This window comes from Polaribacter septentrionalilitoris (assembly GCF_009832745.1).
Lineage (GTDB): Bacteria > Bacteroidota > Bacteroidia > Flavobacteriales > Flavobacteriaceae > Polaribacter > Polaribacter septentrionalilitoris.
Genome location: NZ_VRMJ01000033.1, coordinates 294,827 through 315,995 on the forward strand (window position 1 = coordinate 294,827; position 21,169 = coordinate 315,995).

Below are 21,169 nucleotides of genomic sequence, written 5' to 3' on the forward strand. Positions count from 1 at the left end.
AATGTCAAAATTTTACACTAAAATTACGTCAAGACTTCAAAAATTTATTGAAGTTCAAAAAATATTTTTTGTAGCAACTGCTCCAAATTCTGGTCGTATTAATTTATCACCAAAAGGAATGGATTCTTTTCGAGTAATTGATGAAAACCGTGTTTTATGGTTAAACGTAACAGGAAGTGGAAACGAAACTGCAGCACATTTGCTAGAAAATGATAGAATAACAATAATGTTTTGTGCTTTTGAGGGCGCACCTAATATTTTGCGTTTGTACGGAAAAGGAAAAGAAATAAGAGAAGGTGATGCTTCTTGGGATGAATTGATTCAGCTATTTCCTGAAACTCCTGGAACCCGTCAAATTTTTGACATTAGCATTGAATCTGCCCAAACTTCTTGCGGAATGTCAATTCCGTTTTTTGAATATAAAGGCGAAAGAAATGAACTGAATGATTGGGCAACAGCGCAAGGAAAAAATGGAATCAAAAATTATTGGGAAAATAAAAACCAAACCAGTATTGATGGTTTACCAACTAAAATTTTAGAATAGAAATGAACAACTTTTCCTACTTCAACAGAACAAAAATAACCAAAGATTTACAATCATCAGAATTTGATATCTTGATTATTGGTGGTGGAATTACAGGTGCAGGTATCGCTTTAGATGCTGCATCAAGAGGAATGAAAGTTGCCTTAATCGAAAAAAATGATTTTGCCTCTGGAACCTCTAGCAAATCAACAAAATTGATTCATGGTGGTTTACGATATTTAAAACAATTTGATTTTTGGTTGGTTAAAGAAGTAGGCACAGAACGTGCTATTGTTCACAAATTAGCTCCTCATTTGGTGGTTCCAGAAAAAATGATTTTACCTTTAATAGAAGGGGGCACCTATGGATCTTGGTTAACATCTATCGGATTAAAAGTATACGATATTTTAGCATCAGTAGAAGGTGAGGATAAACGTAAAATGTTGGATAAAGAAGAAGCTTTGGCTAAAGAACCTTTGCTTCCAGAACAAATTTTAAATGGTGCTGGTTATTATGCAGAATACAGAACTGATGATGCTCGTTTAACTTTAGAGGTTTTAAAAACAGCTCTAGAATACGAAGCAAAAATCATTAATTATGTCACAGCTTCAGCGTTTATTTATGAAAATAAAAGAGTTGTTGGTATTACTGCAAAAGATAACTTATCTAACACTTCTTATGCTATCAAAGCAAAGTATGTAGTTAATGCAACAGGTCCTTGGGTAGATATTTTACGTCAAACAAATCACTCAAAAATTGGCAAACGTTTGCACCTCACAAAAGGAGTGCATTTAGTAGTTCCTCATGAAAAATTACCTGTACAACAATCTGTGTATTTTGATATTCCTGATGGTAGAATGATGTTTGCAATTCCTAGAGGAAAAGTTACCTATTTTGGAACAACAGACACCAATTATCAGCTAGATAAAAACAATGTAGAAACGAACTTAGTGGATGCAACTTATTTAATATCGGCTGTAAATAATATGTTTCCAGATATCAATTTGACTTTAGATGATATTGAATCTTCTTGGGCAGGTTTGCGTCCTTTAATTCACGAAGAAGGAAAATCTGCATCAGAATTGTCTCGAAAAGATGAAATTTTTGTATCTGATACAGAATTAATTTCTATTGCCGGTGGAAAATTAACGGGGTACAGAAAAATGGCAGAACGTATTGTAGATTTAGTGGCAAAAAAATACAAACGTAGATTTGATAAAGAGTTTGAAGACATCAAAACCAAAGAAATTGTACTCTCTGGAGGCGTTTTTAAAAACTATGATGAGGTAAAAAGTTATACAGATGCCATTCAAAATAGAATTGCTGAAGTAGATTTTACTCGAAAAGATGCAGAATATTTGGTTCATAATTACGGAAAACAAACTGATATGATTCTGCAAAAATTTGATGATTTGATGCATGATAACATGTCAGAAAAAATGATAAAAGCAGAGGTTTGGTATAGTATTAATTATGAAATGGCTTGTACACCAACCGATTTTTTTATGCGTAGAACTGGACGTTTATTTTTTGATCCTGAAAGTGTATCAGAATTCAAAAACTTTGTGTTATCAGAATTTAAAAATTCTTTTTCTTGGGATGACAAAACAACAGAACATCATCAAAAAGAATTAGAAGAGAAACTAAAATCAGCAACTACTTTTAAATAAATTGAGCTTAAAAGTTAACTAAGTAACACTGCTAAACACATAATCAACCTTATATTTAAACACTTTCTCTTAATAGCAATTTGTAGGTTTTTCTTAATTTTTTTGGATGCACACCCAACTTATATTTTAGAAATACATAACCGTTAATTAAATTTACTTTTAACCAAGAATTGTTTTCATATTTTCGAGCACTTGCAATAGCTTTTGATTGTATAATTGCATACGGAATTTTATATTTTCTAACTCTATCAATCATTTCAAAGTCTTCCATGATACAGAACTCTTCATTATAACCATTAAGGGTTGTAAAAACTTCTTTTGTAAAAAACTGACATTGATCTCCTCCTCCAGCAAAAAAACCATCTTTGGTTGTAAACTTACTATTGACGTTTAGTAAAAAAGAATCTTTATCAAACCTATAGGCAAAAAAGCCTGCTTTATTTCCGTTAGAAATTGATGTTGTAACTTGCTTATAGAAATCTTTTGGTAATTGAATATCAGCGTGTAAAAATAGAAGAATAGCACCTTTGGCCTTGACAGCAGCAAAATTCATTTGAGCAGCTCTACCTTTTTTTTCTGATTGTAAATACCTAACTTTATCAAAATTCTCACAGATTTTTGGACTATCATCTGATGTCTCTGGAGAATTAGAAACAATAATTTCAATCGGAAATTTGTTAGCTTGCTCACATAAAAACGACAACCTTTTTACAAGATTTTCTTGTTCGTTATAAACCGGAATAATAACACTAATTAGCATACTTAAACATACGAATTTATCTATGAAACAGTTTTTCTTTATCGCATTTTTTTTAGTCAATTCAATCAATTTTTCTCAAGAAACAATTAATTATGAAACTGTATCTCAACAATTATTGCAAAATATTATCGATAAAAAACCGTATGAAAATGAAGTAAAACTCTTAGAAAACAGCACTTTATACGAGTTGGTAAATCAACTAAAAACAGATGAACAGAAAATTGCTTTTTGGGTTAATATCTACAATGCGTTTATTCAAATTTCATTAACTAAAAACCCAAAATTATACGAAGATAGAGGTGCTTTCTTTTCTGATGAAAGAGTAAAAATAGCTGGAGAAACGTTGTCTTTTGATGATATTGAACACGGAATTATAAGAAAATCTCGAATGAAAATTAGTTTAGGTTACCTAAGAAAGTGGTTTAGACCAAAATGGGAACGTAAATTGCGTATAGACGGTAAAATTGATTGGAGAATCCATTTTGCATTGAATTGTGGTGCTAAAAGTTGTCCTCCTGTTGCTGTCTATTCTTCAGAAAAATTAGATCATCAACTTGATTTTATGACTACTGAATATCTAAAAGAACAAACTTCTTATCATGCAGAAACAAAAAAGGCTACATCTGTAGCATTGATGTCTTGGTTTCGAGGAGATTTTGGCGGTAAATCTGGAGCTTGTGAAATTTTAAAAGAATATGGAATTACACCTGAAGAAGCAAAAAAACTAGAGTTTAAATCTTATGATTGGACCTTACTTTTAGGAAACTTTAGAGAAATACCTAATTAGTTTCTTCTTTTTCATTCTCTTCAATATCTTTTGTCAAATCTAAATTTCTTAAAGTAGGATTAATAGCTCCTATAGTTACTACTGTGAGTAAGGTCATTGTTCCACCAAAAACCACAGCAGTTACTGGTCCTAATATTTTTGCAGCTAAACCACTTTCAAAAGCACCCAATTCGTTAGAAGATCCTACAAACATAGAATTTACTGAAGAGACCCTTCCACGCATATCATCTGGAGTTTTTAATTGTAAAATGGTTTGTCTAATTACCATCGAAATTCCGTCTGCTGCTCCACTGATAAACAACGCTAAAACACTAACCCAGAATAAAGATGATAATCCAAAAGCAATAATACTCAATCCAAAAATAAAGACAGATATCAACATTTTTTTACCTGTATTTTTGTTGATGGGAATGTAAGTGGTTAAAAACATGGTAACAATACTACCTATAGATATTGATGCGTTTAAAACTCCAAAACCTTCTGGACCCACTTTTAAAACATCTTGTGCAAAAACGGATAAAATAGCAACTGTTCCACCAAATAAAACTGCAATCATATCTAAAGTTAATACTCCTAAGATTTCTTTGGTTTTAAAAACAAATCGAACTCCAGCTTTTAGACTGTCCATCATTGGCTCACCAATGTTTTTATTTAAAATTGGCTTCTTTTTGATGAAAAACACAAAAACTAAAGATAACATTACTAAAATAAAAACCATGCACAAAGTCATATCAACACCAATCCAACTGATAAAGAATCCACCAAATAACGCTCCAGAAACAGAGGCTGTTTTCCATGTACTTGTGCTCCAAGTAGCAGCATTATGATATATTTTTTTAGGAACTAATAATGCGACTAAAGAAAAGATGGTAGGGCCAAAGAAAGATCGTAAGAATCCGCCAAAAAATACCAAAGCATAAATTCCGTATAAAATAGATTTTGTTGACCAGGTATTCACAATATCATCCGTAGTTAAAATAAACAAACCTAAACTAATGAGTGAAAATGCAGCAATACATAAAGCAAATAGATTTCTTTTCTCTTTTTGATCTACAATATGACCTGCAAAAAGTGCCATGGTAAATGCAGGAATAATTTCCATTAAACCAATAATACCTAATGATAAAGGATCTTTAGTAATACTATATACTTGCCATTCAATAACAATAAATTGCATAGACCAACCAAAAACCAACAAAAATCTGACAAATAAAAAAACATTAAATTCTTTTATTCTAAGTGCTGCATACGGATCGTTTTTAGCCATTTAGCTCAATTTCATATCCATTAAAATAGCAAATGTTTGATTGATGTCTTGCTCTTTTACAACAATTGTCATTTCGTTAGTTGTAGAAATAATTTCTTGTAATGGTATATCTGCCCAAGCCAATTGCTTTAAAATAAAGTAATAAATACCAGATTGTTCTAAATTTTCTTGAGGTAATTTTATAGTAATAGAGGCCAACTCTAACATAGAATGTGTTAGTGTTTCTTGTACAAAGATTTCCTCTACATAAGGTCTTAAATTTTTACTAGTAACAATATTGGTTTCAAAAATTCCTTGAGAAACCGTTAAAAAGTAGTCTGAATTTTCTGCTGATTTTGTTAAAATCTTAGCAATTTCTTTTAATAAAGAAGGTGTATTTTTAAAGGTAAAATCGCATAAATCTGAGCGTACAATTACGTCTCCTAAATCTAATGCTAATTTTTTAATGTTTTTTCTAATACGCAATTCGCTTGCAGGAGATAACCTGTTAATTGCCATCATAACCGCCCCAACTTTTACGTCTTTCTTTAAAGTAGATGACACTTCTGGTAAAATAATTCTTGCCAAAGAAGAAACATTTATCAATTTTTCATTTAATGCTTCTTCTATAAAAGGAGTTTTTCTAATGGTACTTTCTACAACTTCTTGTATTGTTTTCATAATAATTGTTTAATACATTACAATAATGTTCAAAATTAAACAATTAATCTAAATTATCCGTCAACTTTTTAAATTCTTTTTTTGGAGTCTTATTTTTATATAGAATGTTATAAACGGTATCAATAATTGGAGTCTTTGCTCCGTTTTCTTCCTTAATTTTAAAAGCACTTTCTGTAGCATAATATCCTTCTGCAATCATACTCATTTCCATTTGAGCAGATTTTACAGTGTATCCTTTACCTACCATATTTCCAAACTGTCTGTTTCTACTAAAAACAGAATATCCTGTTACTAGTAAATCCCCTAAATAAGCAGAGTTATTAATGTTACGTTTCATTTTATGTACTTTTTTGATAAAACGTTTCATTTCACGAATGGCATTACTCATTAAAACGGATTGAAAATTATCACCATAACCCAAACCATGAGCCATACCTGCTGCAACTGCATAAATATTTTTTAACATTGCTGCGTATTCTGTACCGATAATGTCATCAGAAATTTTGGTTTTGATATACCAACTTTCTAATGCCTTACCTACAAGTTTAGCTTTTTCTTCATCTTGACAAGCAATGGTTAAATAAGATAAACGCTCCATGGCAACTTCTTCTGCATGACATGGCCCCGTAATTACACCTATGTTTTCTAAAGGGATATTATATTTTTGATTGAAGTGTTCGCCAACAATTAAACCTGTTTCTGGTACAATACCTTTAATAGCCGAAAAAACAATTTTATGTTCTAAAGATGCTGTTAGTTTGTCTAACTCTAAAGTTAAAAAAGCAGAAGGAATTGCAAAAATTAAAATATCGTATGTTGTTACAATTTTATTAATGTCTTCTGTTAAATCTAACTTACTAGCGTAAACATCTGCTGCACGTAAATATTTAGGATTATGATCGTTTTCTTTAATATGAGCAATTGTAGATTTGTTACGCATGTACCAACCCACAGTTTCTAAATTTTCTTGTAACATTTTTACAATTGCTGTTGCCCAACTACCACCTCCTAATACCGCTATTTTCTTCTGATTGCTCATGAATACTTTTAATTTAGAGTCCAAAAGTAATAAAACTAATAACTTTATCTGAAAGCATTTGTGAATTATTATATTTGTGAAGCATCAATCTTTATATGAAAAAAATTGTTCTCTTATTGTTTTCTCTTTTTTTACTGATGATTTCTTGTAAAGATAAAACTACAAAAAAGGAAAGTCAACAACCAAAAACAGCAGAAAAAAAGTCAACAAAAGCAGCTAATGTTTCTATTTTAAAAAAGGAATTTGTTATTGCTGGTTTAAATGATATTTCTCACAAAGTTTGGTTGTATTTGCCACCTAATTATAAATCTTCAAAAGATAATTATCCGGTAATTTATATGCACGATGCACAAAATTTATTTGATGATTTAACTTCTTTTGTAGGAGAATGGGGAATTGATGAAACTTTAAACCAACTTTATAAAAAGACCGGGAAAAGCTTTATTGTAGTTGGTGTTGAAAATGGTGGAGAGAAAAGAATAGAAGAGTATACACCTTGGACGCATCCAAAATATGGTGGAGGAAAAGGTGCTATTTATGTCGATTTTTTAGCAAACCAACTCAAGCCTTATATTGATGCAAATTACAGAACAAAACCAGAAGCAAACCAAACAGCTATCATTGGAAGTTCTTTAGGTGGATTAATTTCTTTTTATGGAGGTTTAAAATACCCTAATGTGTTTGGAAATATTGGCGCACTTTCAACCTCTTTTTGGTTTTCTGATAATGTAAATAATTTTGCTAAAGAAAATGCAAATCAACAAAACACAAAACTGTATTTATTAGTTGGCGGAAAAGAAGGAGAATCTATGGTTCCTGATACAGAAAATATGTCAAAATTATTACTTAAAGATGGTTTTAAAAAAGCGCAACTTAAAACAAAAATAGTTCCTGAAGGAAAACATACAGAGTCTTTTTGGAAAGCAGAATTTTTAGAAGTTATTACCTTTTTATATAATTTATAAATCAATGAACGTACAAATCATTAACAAATCAAAACATGCAACACCAAATTACGAAACAGATGGTGCAGCAGGAATGGATTTAAGAGCAAATATAGATACAGCTATTACTTTAAAACCCTTAGAAAGAGCTATTGTAAAAACAGGTTTATTTATTGCATTACCTGTTGGTTTTGAAGCGCAAGTAAGACCTAGAAGTGGTTTGGCTGCTAAAAAAGGAATTACAGTTTTAAATAGTCCAGGAACTGTAGATGCAGATTATCGAGGAGAAATTGGTGTGATTTTAGTCAATTTATCAAATGAAGATTTTGTGATTAATGATGGTGAACGAATTGCTCAATTGGTCATTGCAAAACACGAACGTGTAAACTGGCAAGAAGTTGAAGTTTTATCAGAAACCGAACGTGGAGCTGGTGGTTTTGGAAGTACTGGTGTATAGCAATGGAAGCACCTAAACTGCAACCTTTAAGAATTATCTCTGGATGGCACGTAGAATGGAATTTATTTTACGAGGTAGATCCATCAGAAGAAACTATGACTTATTTAGATTCGAGTTCTTTACTTCATCTTAATAATAATGCTGGTAAAGTTGCTGTTAACTTAGAATGGAGACCAGAAAATGATGTAAACGGAAACTATATTCTTAGAGTTATTAGTTTAAGTGAAGTAAAAAACAAAAAAGGTGACATTATTTACGATGGTGACTGGGAAAATTTACTTTTCGAATTACATTCTAAAAATAGATTGGAAGTTGTAAGTGAAATTGAAAGAGTATTACTACAATTTTGATTAAAAGAGGTTTAGTTTCATCAAAAAAAGAATGCCTTTTAGCAATACAATGTTGCTAAAAATTTAAAATAATAAAATTATGATATTAGGAGTTTCAGATTGGTTAAGTCCAAAAATAAATGTAGAAGCAAAATACATTAGAATTGGTTTTGTTTTAGCAGTTTTACTGGCAGGTTTTGGTATTGGTTTATACCTTATTCTTTGGATTATTAAATTACTTTCTAAGTAAGAATTTTATAAACCTGACTCATTTTTCTTACCTCATCATGTAATAATGTATAAGGTAAAAAAGTATGAGAATGATATGTATAACCTCTCTTTTTGTAAAATTGAAAAGCTTGAGGTTGTTCATCCATAGCATCTAACCAAATAATGCTATATGATTTTTTAAATGCTTTTTGCTCTAACCAAGTAAGAAGTGTTTTTCCTATTCCTAAACCTTGTGTTTTTTGATGTAAATATAACCGATGTAATTTTACTTGTTTTACGTCATGTAAACCTTCTAGTTTTTCATCCCAAATAATTCTAAAATTACCAATAATTTCTTCATCATATAAGATGAAATAGTAATCTGTATTTTCTTGAGAAAGCTCTTTTAAAATGTTTTCTTTTGAGTATTGACTATTCACATACCAATTGCCATTATCTTTCCAAAAATGTTGATAAGCTAAAGGATAAATTTCTTGCATTAATATAAAAAGAGCATTCGTGTCTGAAGTGGAAATTTTTCTTAATTGAAGATTTTCTGATACTTTTATCATATATATAAAAATAAAAAACTGCTGTAGATTGATTACTTCTACAGCAGTTTTATAATAATAATTAGAACTTTTAAGACTTAATCTTGATTTTCAATAGCATCTTTTATTTTTCCTTCAAGTTCTTCCATGAGTTCTGGATTGTCTTTTATTAATCCTTTTACAGCATCTCTACCTTGACCTAATTTGGTTTCACCATAACTAAACCAAGATCCGCTTTTTTTAACAATCCCTAACTCTACACCAATATCTAAAATTTCTCCAACTTTAGATATTCCTTGTCCATACATAATATCAAATTCTGCAATTTGGAAAGGAGGTGCTACTTTATTTTTTACAATTTTAACTTTGGTTGAGTTACCAATAACTCTATCACCATCTTTAATTTGTGTTCTTCTTCTAATATCTAAACGCACAGACGCATAAAACTTTAATGCATTACCACCTGTTGTTGTTTCAGGGTTTCCAAACATCACCCCAATTTTCTCTCTTAACTGGTTGATAAATATAACCGTACAATTAGTTTTAGAAATGGTACCTGTTAATTTACGTAATGCCTGAGACATTAAACGTGCATGAAGTCCCATTTTAGAATCTCCCATTTCACCTTCAATCTCAGATTTTGGTGTTAAGGCAGCAACTGAATCAATTACTACAATATCTATTGCTCCTGAACGAATTAAATTATCTGCAATTTCTAATGCTTGTTCTCCATGGTCTGGTTGAGAAATAATTAAATTATCTACATCTACACCTAAATTTTCTGCATAAAACTTATCAAAAGCATGTTCTGCATCAATAAAAGCGGCAATTCCTCCTGCTTTTTGAGCTTCTGCAATGGCATGAATTGTTAAAGTAGTTTTACCTGATGATTCTGGTCCGTAAATTTCAATAACCCTTCCTCTTGGATAACCTCCAACTCCTAAAGCCAAATCTAACCCTAAAGAACCTGATGAAATTGCATCTACGTCTTCGGTTACAACATCACCTAATTTCATTACAGAACCTTTACCATAAGTTTTATCTAACTTATCTAGAGTAAGTTGTAATGCTTTAAGTTTTGCTTGCTTTTCTTTATCTGTCGCCATAAATCTTGCTATATTTTTTATATTTTTAAAGTGTTACAAGTTACAAAAAACGCTTTCTTTATTCCTAAAAAAACTACTATAATTTTATAGTATTTTTACACAAAATTTAATTTATGAGTTCCATAACTGTTTTAAAGAATGAAACTTCAATGGTTTCTATTGAGAAAGGTGAGTTAATCAGTTTTAAGGTGAATGAGGAAGAATATATTCATCAAAAAGGCAATAAAGGTTGGCGAAATTCTGATGATGAAATGTTTCCTGTAATTGGTCCAACCTCAAAAAATAATTTTAGAGTTCACACCAAAAATGGTGAAGCAATTCAAGATCAACATGGTTTATTGCGTGAAATGGACTATACTTTAATTTCTTCTGATAAAACCAGTGCTAGTTTTCTAAAAAAATATACAAAAAATACCAAAATTAAGAATAGTAAATTTCCAGAAAAATCTACTGAGGAATTGCTGTTTTGGCCTTTTGATTTTTCTTTTGAAAAACATTTTACTTTAAAAGATGATGTTTTAACCATTAAATTTATGATGAATTCTGATAAAGGAATGCCTTTTATGTTGGGCTATCATCCTGCGTTTTTATTGTCAGATACTGGAAAAGAAACCTTAATTTCTGGTGATCAAAAAATTACGTTATCAGATGTTTATAAAGCGGGTTCTAATGCTTTTCCTGTGTTGAATACTGATAAAATCATCCTAAAAAATATTGATAAAAGTGATTTAGAAATTACCACCCAAGGTTTTGATAATTTTATGATGTGGACAGAGGTTGATAATATGTTATGCATTGAGCCCATTACACAATATACATCGTATACAGACCAAAATTTTTCTGAAGAAAATATGCGATTATCAGCAGGAAAAAACGAATTTTTAGTGCAAATTAAAATCTTATAATTTGATTAAAAATCATCGTCATTTTATCATTCACAAACCTTGGGGAATGATTTCTCAGTTTGTAAATCCTGCAAAACGTAAAAAAAGTTTGTTAGGAGAATTGTACAATTTTCCTGAGGGAACCATGGCAATTGGCAGGTTAGATGTACCTTCTGAAGGCCTACTTTTATTAACAACAGATGGTAAAGTATCTGAAGCAATTAGAAGTAGTAAATACGAAAAAGAATATTATGTTCAAGTAGATGGAGTTATTACTGAAAACGAAATTCATCAACTTAAAAAAGGTGTAGAAATTGGTTTTAATGGAAAAAAATATATGACAAAACCAGGTAAAGCTGCTATAATTGAGGATCCTAAATTTCCGTTAAGAAGTCAAAAAATTAGAGATGCTAGACATGGCCCAACAAGTTGGATTTCTATTTGTATTAGAGAAGGAAAATTTAGACAAGTTAGAAAAATGACAGCTGCTGTGGGTTTTCCTACCTTACGATTAATAAGAGTGCGTATTGGAAACATTAAATTAGAAAATTTAGAAGTTGGTGAAGTGATAGAGGTAGATAATTTAATGTAACAAATATTACGTACTACATTTTTAATTCTATTTATTTTTGTGCTATGGATAATTCTAACACCACAATTTACATTGTTGCTGCAATTATAATTTTACACTTTTTAGTAGGTTTTGGATATTTAATCTATAAATTGAATAAAAAAGATAAAAAGTAATTTTTACTTCTTTTTTTTATAGTTATCAAAATACAAAGCAGCTAGTAAACTTAATCCAACAACTATTCCTCCTAAAGAATCAAAAACTTTTTGATCTTTATACATTACATACACTGAAAAGAAAATTGATAATAAGCTAATTATTATGATAAAGTATTTTAGCTTTTTACTCATTTTTATTTGCTTTTATCCATTCTAATATGAGGTATTCCATCTTCTAAATACTCCTCTCCTACTTTTATAAACCCATGAGATTCGTAAAATTTTTGTAAATATACTTGTGCAGAAATGGTAATATTTATTTGATTATAATGTTCTTGTATTGCTTTGATAGAAGCTTTCATAACATCATGTCCATAACCAAACTTACGTTCTTTTTCTTCCACTACTACCCTACCAATACTTGCATTTTCAAAATAATCTCCTGGTTTAAAAATACGTGTATAGGCAACAATTTTATCATTTTTAACACCAAAAACATGGATTGCTTTTTGGTCTTTACCATCTACATCTTGATACACGCAATCTTGCTCTACTACAAAAACTTTAGAACGGATTTGTAGTATTTGATATAATTCTGTTGTGTTTAATTCTTGAAATGTTTTTGTAATAAAATTCACTTAGAAAAGATTTCTCGATACAATTTTCTTCCTTTATTAAGAAAATCACTCGAAATGACATATTTAAAATTGATTTACCCAGCACAAGAAATTTTATTCACTCTGTTTTGATGTCTTCCACCTTCGAATTCTGTAGAAAGAAAAACATCTACAAAACCTAATGCTTGTTGTAAAGACACAAAACGAGCAGGAATGGTTAAAACATTCGCATTATTATGTTGTCTTGTTAAGGCTACCAACTCATTATTCCAACACAAAGCCGCTCTAATACCTTGATGTTTGTTAGCTGTCATTTGTGCACCATTACCAGATCCACATAAAATAATACCTAATTCGGCTTTACCAGATTCAACAGCGTCTGCTGTAGGATGAATTGCATCAGGATAATCCATAGAACCATTTGTATCTGTTCCAAAATTTAAAACTGTATATCCTTTATTTTCTAAATGCTTTATAATTTCGAACTTATATTCAGTTCCTGCGTGGTCATTACCAATAGCAATTGTCATAATTTGTTGATTTAAGAATGTCATTTCTACTTTATGGAGAAATCTTATTATTTTTGAGATTTCTCAACTTCACTACGTTACGTTCGAAATGACAAGTAGTTACATCACAAAAATATAGAATTTACAGGTTATGAACAGTTATAAACAATCAAAATTTATCATTTTTTAATAACCTCTTATTTTTGAAGTGTTTATCTATTTTAAGGGAATGTTAAGAACTTATCATTAAAAACTCGAAACTTTTTTTGGTGATTTTAAAAATTATTACAATACAAGTTCATACATGAGATATGCAAATTTAATTTTGATTTTTTGATAAAAGTTTATCAACATAAAATTTACAATTTGTTTACAGTAAACTTTGTAAAATTTATGAGATTTTTATATGAATACGTGTTTATAAGTTTTGTTAATAACTCTAAATTTAAATTGATTTTTAAGCTTTTAAATAACTCATAACTTGTCAATGTTTTTTAATAAGTGAATTATAAAAATTTAAAAGTAAAAATTTATAGTAGCTATTCACATACTATTATAAACATTATAGTTTTTTAAATTTTTATAAAAGAAAAATAATTATAATATAGAATGTTGATAAGTGATTTATAAGATAATAATTAACTTTGTAAAAAATTAGTTTATGAAAAAGTTATCTGCTTTTATTTTTTTCTACTTTTTTATTATCAATATTAATTCTCAAGTTTATGATAAATTTATAATAGATTCAATTGAGTATATTATAGAAGACCCATACTCTACTGAAAATTTTGAGGTTAGTATTAGAAAATATCAAAATTGTCCGAAAGGTAAGTTTACTATTCCTGAAAGTATTTATTGGAATTATAACAATAAAACATATAAGATAGTGGGTATTTCGGAGAATGCATTTAAAGATTGTGTAAATTTAAATGAAGTAGTTTTTCCAAATAGTTTAAAATATATTGGTGAAGAAGCTTTTAAAAATACTGGCCTTAAAACTCTAAATTACCCAAAAGGTTTAACTTCTATTGGTTATGGTGCTTTCAGAGAATGTAAAAATTTAGAAACTATTAGTATTGAAGAGGGAGTAACATATATAGGAAATAGTACTTTTTCTTGGTGTAATAGCTTATTAAATGTGACAATTTCTAATACTGTAAAAAGTTTTGGATACAGCACATTTAGTGCATGTAAAAGTTTGAGAAGTATTGTTATTCCTGACAGTGTTGAAAATATTGAAAGTGGATTATTTGGAGGTTGTTCAAATCTTGAAACTGTAAAAATTTCTGATTCATTAAAAAAAATTCCTTATAAAACTTTTTCTGGTTGTGAAAGATTAAATAATGTTGAAATTCCCGATAATATAGAAAAAATAGAGAGCTCTACTTTTAGTGGATGTAAGAGTTTAACAAGTATTACTATCCCAGAGAATGTAAAAACTATTGGAGATTATGCCTTTTATAATTGTATAAAATTAGAAAATGTGTCAGTTGAAGTTAAGACTCCTATTATTATAAATAATACAGTTTTTAAAGATGTCGCTATTAATAATATTCCTCTAAAAGTTCCAGAAAATTCAGAATTATTATATAAAAATGCCAATATATGGAAAAATTTTAAGACAATAATACCTTTAAAAATAACTAATTTTTATAATAATTTAAGAGTAGAATTTTACCCAAACCCAGCATCTAAACAAATAAAAATTGAGTTAAATAATTCAGAGTTACAAGAAGTTTTAATATGCAATAATTTAGGACAATTAATAAAAACTAGCAACAAAACTGTAATAGATACTTCTAAATTAGAATCTGGAATTTACTTTTTACTTGTAAAAACAAATAAAGGTAAAGCAACGAAAAAATTAGTAATAGAATAATTTAAACCGTTTCAGTTTTCTTTTCAGCTTTTAAAAGATAGGTTGTGTCTTTTTGAACTTCTGAAGCTTTAATAGGTACTTCTGTTTTGTTTAGAGATGAATTTACCGTTAGTACAGTAACTGCTATTCCTGTAATAAATATTACAGCGAATAAAACGATAATTTTACGTAGATTTTTCATTTCTAAATTGGTTGTTCTTATTATAAAGACGTATTAATTTAGAAAACGTTACAATAAAATTAAGATTTCTTTAACTTTTTATTTAATTGATAAAGAAATGAATAGCTTTTTTAACGATAGAAACATTAATTTCTCCTGTTCCAATCAATTCTCCATCTGCTTGTATAAATGGTTTTGAGTTTTTAGGAATTACAGTAATTTCTCTAGTTTTATAAGTTGCTACTTTTTTGTTATTCACAATTTTCCCAGAATATAATTTAGGTAGATTAAAAACTAAATCAAAAAAAGTTAAGTTTTTAGCAATGGTAATATCTAACAAACCATCAGAAGGATTTACATCTTTAGTAAACTGCATTCCTCCTCCAGAAAATTGACAAATTCCAACAATTGTCATCAAACATTTAGTTTCTATACTTGTATCATCAAATAGAATTTTAAAAATAGTTTTCTTGTAAAATAATAATCCATATAATCCTGCTAACAAATAAGCTACAGCTCCAAAACGTTTTAATGTATTTAGTTTATTCACAATATATCCATCATACCCTAAACCAGCAACATTGTTAAAGTAATGTAGCTTTTTATCATTTGTTTTTACTACTCCAATATCTTGTAAAATAACTTTATGTTGTTGTATGATATCAATCGCTTTTTCAATATCATTTGGTATATCGTAGGTTTTTATCCAATCATTACCAGTTCCTAAAGGAATGACACCAATAGTTAGTTCGGAAGTTTTTATGTATGTTTGCAGCATTATTCCGTTAACTACATGATGTAGTGTACCATCTCCACCAATCGAAATAATAATTCTAAAACCTTGTTGAATTGCAGTGTTTACCAATTCAATTTCGTGTTTAGAATACTGTGTAAAAGCAAAAGAATAGTCAATCTTTTTTGTTTTTAAAATATACTGAATCTTCTTCCATTTTTTAGAAAAGTTTCCATTTCCAGAAGTAGGGTTAGTAATTAAAAACCAAGAATTAGACATAAAAAACAATAATTAACAACCAAAATACAATAAATCATATCATAACAATTTTTTAATAAAAAAAGTATTGAATTATCGTATTTTAGGATCATAAATAACAGAAAGGTTTTATGCCAAGAAAGAAGAAAAAAATATATAAGAAAAAAGGAAGAGTCATTAAAGATTTAACCAGAAATATATTTAAAATATTAAATAAAGACAGCGATAAATTTTACAATTACAAACAAATTGCTGCACAATTGGGGATTTCTGATACAGACGGAAAAACCCAAGTTTTAAAGAAATTAGCAGAATTGACGGCTACAAAAAAAATTAAAGAAGTAGATAGAGGAAAGTTTCAAATTAATGAAGATCGTAAGTATTCTTTAGGAACTTTAGATATTACATCAAACGGAAATGGATATTTTATTTCTGATGATTATGATGATGATATTTTTGTACCTAATGTTAATTTAGGTAAAGGTTTACAAGGAGATATTGTAAAAGTTTATGTTTATAAAAAAAGACGTTCTAACAAATTAGAGGCAGATGTTGTAGAGGTTTTAGAACGTGTAAAAACAGATTTTGTAGGTGTTTTACAACTAAACAAAAACTTTGGATTTGTATTACCAGATAGCAATAAAATGTATGCTGATATTTTTATATCACAAAATAAACTCAATGGTGCTGAACATGGTGATAAAGTGCAAGCAAGCATCACAGATTGGCCAGAGAAATCGAAGAATCCATTTGGAAAAATTACCAAAGTTTTAGGGAAACCAGGAGATCATAACACAGAAATGCATTCTATTTTATTAGAATACGATTTACCCTATGAATTTCCGAAAGAAGTTGAAGAAGATGCATCAACTTTACCAATAGAAATCACTAAAGATGAAATTGCCAAACGTAGAGATATGAGAGGTGATTTAACGTTTACCATAGATCCAAAAGATGCCAAAGATTTTGATGATGCGTTGTCTTTTAAAAAATTAGAAAATGGCAATTATGAAATAGGAATTCATATTGCAGATGTATCGCATTATGTGCAGCCAAAAACCATTTTAGATCATGAAGCTTATGAAAGGGCAACCTCTGTCTATTTAGTGGATAGAGTAGTACCCATGTTACCAGAAATGTTGAGTAATGGTGTGTGTTCTTTAAGACCAAATGAAGAAAAATTAACCTTTTCTGCAGTGTTTGAAATCAATGAAAAAGCACAAATTATAGATCAATGGTTTGGTAGAACAGTTACCTATTCAGACAAACGTTTTGCGTATGAAGAAGCTCAAGCTATTATTGAAAATAAAAACAATATCATACCAGAGAATGTATCTTTAACAGGTGAAGAATATACTGTGGATGATGCTATTGTAGAAGCAACTTTAAAATTAGATGAATTGGCAAAAATCCTTAGAAAAAAGAGGATGAAACAAGGTGCTATTTCCTTTGATCGAGTAGAAGTGAAGTTCAATTTAGATGAGGAAGCAAATCCTGTTGGCGTGTATTTTAAAGAAGCTAAAGATGCAAATAAATTAATTGAAGAATTTATGTTACTTGCCAATAGAAAAGTAGCTGAATTTATAGGAAAAGCAAAAGGAGGGAAGCCTTCTAATAAAACATTTGTTTACAGAGTACATGATGAACCAGACATAGAGAAATTAGCTTCTTTACAAAACATCATCAGTAAATTTGGATATAAAATAGATACCAATACAAAAGAATCTACATCAGATTCTTTAAATCAATTATTAAATGATGTACATGGAAAAGCAGAATCTAATATGATTGAGACTTTAACTATTAGAACCATGTCTAAAGCAGTGTATACTACTCAAAATATTGGTCACTATGGTTTGGCATTTGATTATTATAGTCATTTTACATCACCTATAAGACGTTATCCAGATGTAATGACACATAGATTATTGCAACATTATTTAGATGGCGGAAATAGCGCAAAACAAGATATTTATGAAGAAAAATGTAAACATTCATCAAAGCGAGAAGAATTAGCTAGTAAAGCAGAACGTGATTCTATTAAGTACATGCAAGTAAAATACATGCAAGACCATAAAGATGAAGTGTTTGATGGTGTAATTACAGGAGTTACAGAATGGGGAATTTATGTAGAAATTACCAAAAATAAATGTGAAGGAATGGTGCGTATTCGCGATATAAAAAGTGATTATTATATTTTTGATGAAGAGCAATATGCAATAGTTGGACAATCTACCAAACAAATGTATCAGTTAGGAGACAACGTTCAAGTAAAAGTTAAAAAAACAGATTTAGAACGTAAACATTTAGATTTTGATTTAATTGAAGAGTAGATTAAAATTAAATTAAAAGCTCTTTAAGTATTTAAAAGTTACAGTAAAATAGAATATAATTATTTATAAATCAGAAAAATACGTCAGATGACGTATTTTTTTTTGTTTATATAAGATTGACTTTTGTAAAAAACAAATATCATGAAATTAAAATTACTTCTATTTTTTTTTATACCTGTCATGGCTTTTAGTCAATCTCAATTAGGAAATCAAATTAATAACCCAGATGAAAGTAATACAAAACCAAGTAAATTTGGAACTGGTGTTGCAGTTTCTGATGATGGATCTATTATAGCAGTTGGTGCTCCTGGGAATAATGAGAATAGTTTTGTTAGAGTATTTAAATACGTAAATAATGATTGGCAACAATTAGGAAATGATATTACAAATGAATCTATTCTAGAAAAAGTTGGTCATGGTGTTTCTTTATCTTCAGATGGTAAAATATTAGCTGTTGGTGCTCCAGAAGGTGGAGATTTAGATGAAGGTCACATCAGAATTTATGAATATAAAAATGATGCCTGGGAAAAAATAGGTCAGATTGTTGGTGATGGAACTCAGTTTTATTTGGGATACAAAGTAGTGTTAAGTCCTGATGCAAAATTCTTAGCAGCAACAGCTTATAAAACAAATTCGTCTAAAAAAGGTTTTGTCAATGTTTATGAAAACATTAATGGAACATGGACGCAAAGAGGTACCACTTTAGAAGGTGAATTTAATTATGATGCCTTTGGATATACTTTAGACATGTCTGATGATGGTAATGTATTAGCTATAGGAAACAAAGGAAGAAAAAAAGTAAAAGTTTTTAAATTTGAAAATAATGATTGGGCTCAAATAGGTGATGATTTTACAGGTTTAAACACAACAACTAGAGAGTTTTTAAGTGTTTCTTTATCATCAAATGGAAATAAAGTTGCAATTGGTTCTAGTGAAGGGGTAAGTATTTATGAAAATAATAATGATACCTGGAGCTTACTAGGTAGTAAAATAACAAATGGAAGCATCACTTCTTTATCATCTGATGGAACAAAAATTGCAGTAGGTTCTCCTTACAATTATACTGTTAAAAACTATATTTATAATAATGATAATTGGACTCAAAGAGGTGAAGATGTTTCTACTTGGAGAAGTAGCAATTTTAGTGAATCATTAGCATTATCAGCAGATGGAGACACATTTATTTCAGCAAGTAATAAAGCTTTTCCAAGAGTTTATACTTTTAATACAACCTTACTTTCTGTAGAAAAAAATAGTATAGAAAACTTAGTAGCTTTATATCCAAATCCAGTTTTTAATAATTTTAAAATTAAAGTTTCTAATGATGAATTTAGATCATTAACCATTTATAATTTATTAGGAAAAAAGATATTAGAAAGTAGAAATACCTTAATAAACTTTTCCTCTTTTCCTAAAGGAATCTATATGGTAAAAATTAGAATAAATACAAGAACCATCACCAAGAAAATTATAAAAAATTAAAATTTAATCACAACTTATTTAGATACTTACAGATTTAAATTGATAATAAATATCGTAAATTTGTAAAATGAAAATAAAAGGTATTCTTATTTTAAGTATTTTTCTTTTTTTCTCTTGCAACCGCACTTCTAATTCTGTTGTTGAGAATCATTTAAACGTTAAATTACCAAAGAAATTTATTATTTTAAAAGATACACTTATTGTAGATCAAAGAGTTGTACATAAAATGGATTTACAGTACACTAAAAAACAAATTTATTTATTAGTGCATAAATTAAAAAGAAAAGAAAACCTTACGCTTACAAAGTTTGATAAAGGTTATAAACTTAGTTTCGTAGATAAAAAAAATAAAGGAGATATTATCATTAAAATTGATACGATTAATAATCATTTTTTATATAGAGAATACTATTTTCAAAATATTATTCCTATAAAAAAAGGTATTTAGCCATAAAATTTTTATTATTAATTTAATGTTATTGCAACAATAAAATTCAAATTAAGTCTTTATATTGGTATACTTATTATCTAAGTAGTATAATTAAAGTTTAAAATGATGAAAAGAACATTTTTTTTAATTGCGTTAGTAACAAGTTTTTCTATAGTATCACAATCTACAATATCTAAAAACCTTGGTGATTACTCAGAATTAAAGGTTTACAATGGTATTGAAGTAGAACTAATAAAATCAGATAAACAAGCTCTAGAAATCTCTGGAGAGAAATCTGAAAGAGTAAAAGTTAAAAATGTTGATAATACATTAAAACTTTCCATGAAATTTTCTGTAAAACCTTCAGAAAACGCTGCAGAAGGTAAAGTTTTAATCAAATTATATTACAATAAAAAGATTGATATTATTGATGCTAATGAAGGTGCAACCATAACTGGTAAAGATTTTAATCAGGACAAATTAGAAGTCAATGCACAAGAAAGAGCGTTTATAAACCTTACATCTTCTATAAAAACACTAAAAGTAAGAACATCTTCAGGTGGTATTGTAAAATTATCAGGAACTGCAGACAACCAAGAAGTAGATGTAGATTTGTATGGAACATATCATGGTTTTAATATGAAAGTTACTGGGAATTCAACAGTTAAAGCAGGTACAGGAGCTAAAGCAGAAATTTTAGCAGGATCTACGTTAAATGCTAAGGTTAGTTTTGGAGGTTCTATTTTCTATAAAGGAAATCCTAAAGTAATAAAAGATAAAAAAGTAATTGGTGGAATTATTCAGAAAAGAAATTAGACTTACTTTTGTATCTTTGTACTCTAAAAAATAAAA

Annotated in this window: 25 protein-coding genes; 14 read left to right on the forward strand and 11 right to left on the reverse strand. The window is 28.9% G+C overall.

The genetic code is table 11. The features are described from left to right. Position 1: 1 nt before the first annotated feature. Complete coding sequence (locus FP421_RS08595; protein WP_159949616.1) at positions 2-544, forward strand: pyridoxamine 5'-phosphate oxidase family protein; 543 nt, start codon at positions 2-4, stop codon at positions 542-544. A gap of 2 nt (positions 545-546) precedes the next feature. Beyond that, positions 547-2,193, forward strand: a complete 1,647-nt coding sequence (locus tag FP421_RS08600) for a glycerol-3-phosphate dehydrogenase/oxidase (RefSeq protein WP_159949618.1) — start codon at positions 547-549, stop codon at positions 2,191-2,193. A 55-nt stretch (positions 2,194-2,248) separates the two neighbouring features. Here the strand turns inward: FP421_RS08600 and FP421_RS08605 are convergent, their stop codons facing one another. Then, positions 2,249-2,953, reverse strand: a complete 705-nt coding sequence (locus FP421_RS08605) for a TIGR04283 family arsenosugar biosynthesis glycosyltransferase (RefSeq protein ID WP_159949619.1) — start codon at positions 2,951-2,953, stop codon at positions 2,249-2,251. Positions 2,954-2,975: 22 nt separating this feature from the next. On the opposite strand from FP421_RS08605, the gene FP421_RS08610 reads away from it, so the two are divergent. Continuing rightward, positions 2,976-3,740, forward strand: coding sequence for a DUF547 domain-containing protein (locus tag FP421_RS08610; protein ID WP_159949620.1), 765 nt, complete (start codon positions 2,976-2,978; stop codon positions 3,738-3,740). On the opposite strand, the gene FP421_RS08615 is transcribed toward FP421_RS08610, so the two are convergent. Genes FP421_RS08615 through FP421_RS08625 form a run of 3 tightly spaced genes read right to left on the reverse strand, consistent with a single transcriptional unit; the run spans position 3,733 to position 6,706 of the window. Next, positions 3,733-5,007: an MFS transporter gene (locus FP421_RS08615; RefSeq protein WP_159949621.1), complete on the reverse strand. Its 1,275-nt coding sequence runs from the start codon at positions 5,005-5,007 to the stop codon at positions 3,733-3,735. The two genes, FP421_RS08610 and FP421_RS08615, sit on opposite strands and share 8 nt — an antisense overlap. Next, positions 5,008-5,667, reverse strand: coding sequence for a hypothetical protein (locus tag FP421_RS08620; RefSeq protein WP_159949622.1), 660 nt, complete (start codon positions 5,665-5,667; stop codon positions 5,008-5,010). 43 nt (positions 5,668-5,710) lie between these two features. After that, on the reverse strand, positions 5,711-6,706 hold the full coding sequence (locus FP421_RS08625) for an NAD(P)H-dependent glycerol-3-phosphate dehydrogenase (RefSeq protein ID WP_159949623.1): 996 nt from the start codon (positions 6,704-6,706) through the stop codon (positions 5,711-5,713). A 95-nt stretch (positions 6,707-6,801) separates the two neighbouring features. Here FP421_RS08625 and FP421_RS08630 point away from each other — a divergent pair, with 95 nt between their 5' ends. The 4 genes from FP421_RS08630 (at position 6,802) to FP421_RS08645 (ending at position 8,686) form a co-directional block, all read left to right on the forward strand. Continuing rightward, positions 6,802-7,671: an alpha/beta hydrolase gene (locus tag FP421_RS08630; RefSeq protein WP_159949624.1), complete on the forward strand. Its 870-nt coding sequence runs from the start codon at positions 6,802-6,804 to the stop codon at positions 7,669-7,671. A gap of 4 nt (positions 7,672-7,675) precedes the next feature. After that, the gene (dut, locus tag FP421_RS08635; protein ID WP_159949625.1) at positions 7,676-8,107 is read left to right on the forward strand and encodes a dUTP diphosphatase; all 432 of its coding nucleotides are present in this window, start codon (positions 7,676-7,678) and stop codon (positions 8,105-8,107) included. A 2-nt stretch (positions 8,108-8,109) separates the two neighbouring features. Next, positions 8,110-8,457 carry a hypothetical protein gene (locus FP421_RS08640; RefSeq protein ID WP_159949626.1) on the forward strand — a complete coding sequence of 116 codons (348 nt, stop codon included), beginning with the start codon at positions 8,110-8,112 and terminating at the stop codon, positions 8,455-8,457. Between the two features lie 79 nt (positions 8,458-8,536). Continuing rightward, the gene (locus FP421_RS08645; protein WP_159949627.1) at positions 8,537-8,686 is read left to right on the forward strand and encodes a PspC domain-containing protein; all 150 of its coding nucleotides are present in this window, start codon (positions 8,537-8,539) and stop codon (positions 8,684-8,686) included. Here the strand turns inward: FP421_RS08645 and FP421_RS08650 are convergent. Next, the gene (locus tag FP421_RS08650) at positions 8,679-9,218 is read right to left on the reverse strand and encodes a GNAT family N-acetyltransferase (RefSeq protein ID WP_159949628.1); all 540 of its coding nucleotides are present in this window, start codon (positions 9,216-9,218) and stop codon (positions 8,679-8,681) included. The two genes, FP421_RS08645 and FP421_RS08650, sit on opposite strands and share 8 nt — an antisense overlap. A 77-nt stretch (positions 9,219-9,295) precedes the next feature. Then, positions 9,296-10,303 (reverse strand): recombinase RecA, encoded by a 1,008-nt coding sequence (gene recA / locus FP421_RS08655; RefSeq protein WP_159949629.1) that lies wholly within the window; start codon positions 10,301-10,303, stop codon positions 9,296-9,298. A 113-nt stretch (positions 10,304-10,416) separates the two neighbouring features. Between recA and FP421_RS08660 the strand changes: the two genes are divergently transcribed. Together FP421_RS08660 and FP421_RS08665 are read left to right on the forward strand one after the other, a co-directional pair. Then, complete coding sequence (locus FP421_RS08660) at positions 10,417-11,208, forward strand: aldose 1-epimerase (RefSeq protein WP_159949630.1); 792 nt, start codon at positions 10,417-10,419, stop codon at positions 11,206-11,208. 4 nt (positions 11,209-11,212) lie between these two features. Beyond that, positions 11,213-11,779, forward strand: a complete 567-nt coding sequence (locus FP421_RS08665) for a pseudouridine synthase (protein ID WP_394350697.1) — start codon at positions 11,213-11,215, stop codon at positions 11,777-11,779. A gap of 158 nt (positions 11,780-11,937) precedes the next feature. Here the strand turns inward: FP421_RS08665 and FP421_RS08670 are convergent, their stop codons facing one another. The 3 genes from FP421_RS08670 to rpiB form a co-directional block, all read right to left on the reverse strand. After that, positions 11,938-12,108, reverse strand: coding sequence for a hypothetical protein (locus FP421_RS08670; protein WP_159949631.1), 171 nt, complete (start codon positions 12,106-12,108; stop codon positions 11,938-11,940). Between the two features lie 2 nt (positions 12,109-12,110). Continuing rightward, positions 12,111-12,554, reverse strand: a complete 444-nt coding sequence (locus tag FP421_RS08675; protein ID WP_159949632.1) for a GNAT family N-acetyltransferase — start codon at positions 12,552-12,554, stop codon at positions 12,111-12,113. 74 nt (positions 12,555-12,628) lie between these two features. Continuing rightward, complete coding sequence (rpiB, locus tag FP421_RS08680) at positions 12,629-13,063, reverse strand: ribose 5-phosphate isomerase B (protein WP_159949633.1); 435 nt, start codon at positions 13,061-13,063, stop codon at positions 12,629-12,631. Between the two features lie 640 nt (positions 13,064-13,703). Between rpiB and FP421_RS08685 the strand changes: the two genes are divergently transcribed. Beyond that, positions 13,704-14,921 carry a leucine-rich repeat domain-containing protein gene (locus FP421_RS08685; RefSeq protein WP_159949634.1) on the forward strand — a complete coding sequence of 406 codons (1,218 nt, stop codon included), beginning with the start codon at positions 13,704-13,706 and terminating at the stop codon, positions 14,919-14,921. A 1-nt stretch (position 14,922) separates the two neighbouring features. Here FP421_RS08685 and FP421_RS08690 read toward each other — a convergent pair whose 3' ends face one another. Both FP421_RS08690 and FP421_RS08695 read right to left on the reverse strand, forming a co-directional pair. Next, positions 14,923-15,102, reverse strand: a complete 180-nt coding sequence (locus FP421_RS08690; protein WP_159949635.1) for a hypothetical protein — start codon at positions 15,100-15,102, stop codon at positions 14,923-14,925. An 82-nt stretch (positions 15,103-15,184) separates the two neighbouring features. Further along, complete coding sequence (locus FP421_RS08695; RefSeq protein ID WP_159949636.1) at positions 15,185-16,093, reverse strand: diacylglycerol/lipid kinase family protein; 909 nt, start codon at positions 16,091-16,093, stop codon at positions 15,185-15,187. A 110-nt stretch (positions 16,094-16,203) separates the two neighbouring features. Between FP421_RS08695 and rnr the strand changes: the two genes are divergently transcribed. From rnr to FP421_RS08715, 4 genes are all read left to right on the forward strand, one after another. Further along, positions 16,204-18,405 (forward strand): ribonuclease R, encoded by a 2,202-nt coding sequence (gene rnr / locus FP421_RS08700; protein ID WP_159949637.1) that lies wholly within the window; start codon positions 16,204-16,206, stop codon positions 18,403-18,405. Positions 18,406-18,546: 141 nt separating this feature from the next. Beyond that, positions 18,547-19,887 (forward strand): T9SS type A sorting domain-containing protein, encoded by a 1,341-nt coding sequence (locus FP421_RS08705; RefSeq protein WP_159949639.1) that lies wholly within the window; start codon positions 18,547-18,549, stop codon positions 19,885-19,887. A 67-nt stretch (positions 19,888-19,954) separates the two neighbouring features. After that, a complete protein-coding gene (locus FP421_RS08710) occupies positions 19,955-20,335 on the forward strand; it encodes a hypothetical protein (protein ID WP_159949641.1) in 381 nt (126 codons plus the stop codon). 105 nt (positions 20,336-20,440) lie between these two features. Then, complete coding sequence (locus tag FP421_RS08715) at positions 20,441-21,133, forward strand: head GIN domain-containing protein (protein WP_236548082.1); 693 nt, start codon at positions 20,441-20,443, stop codon at positions 21,131-21,133. Positions 21,134-21,169 lie beyond the last annotated feature (36 nt).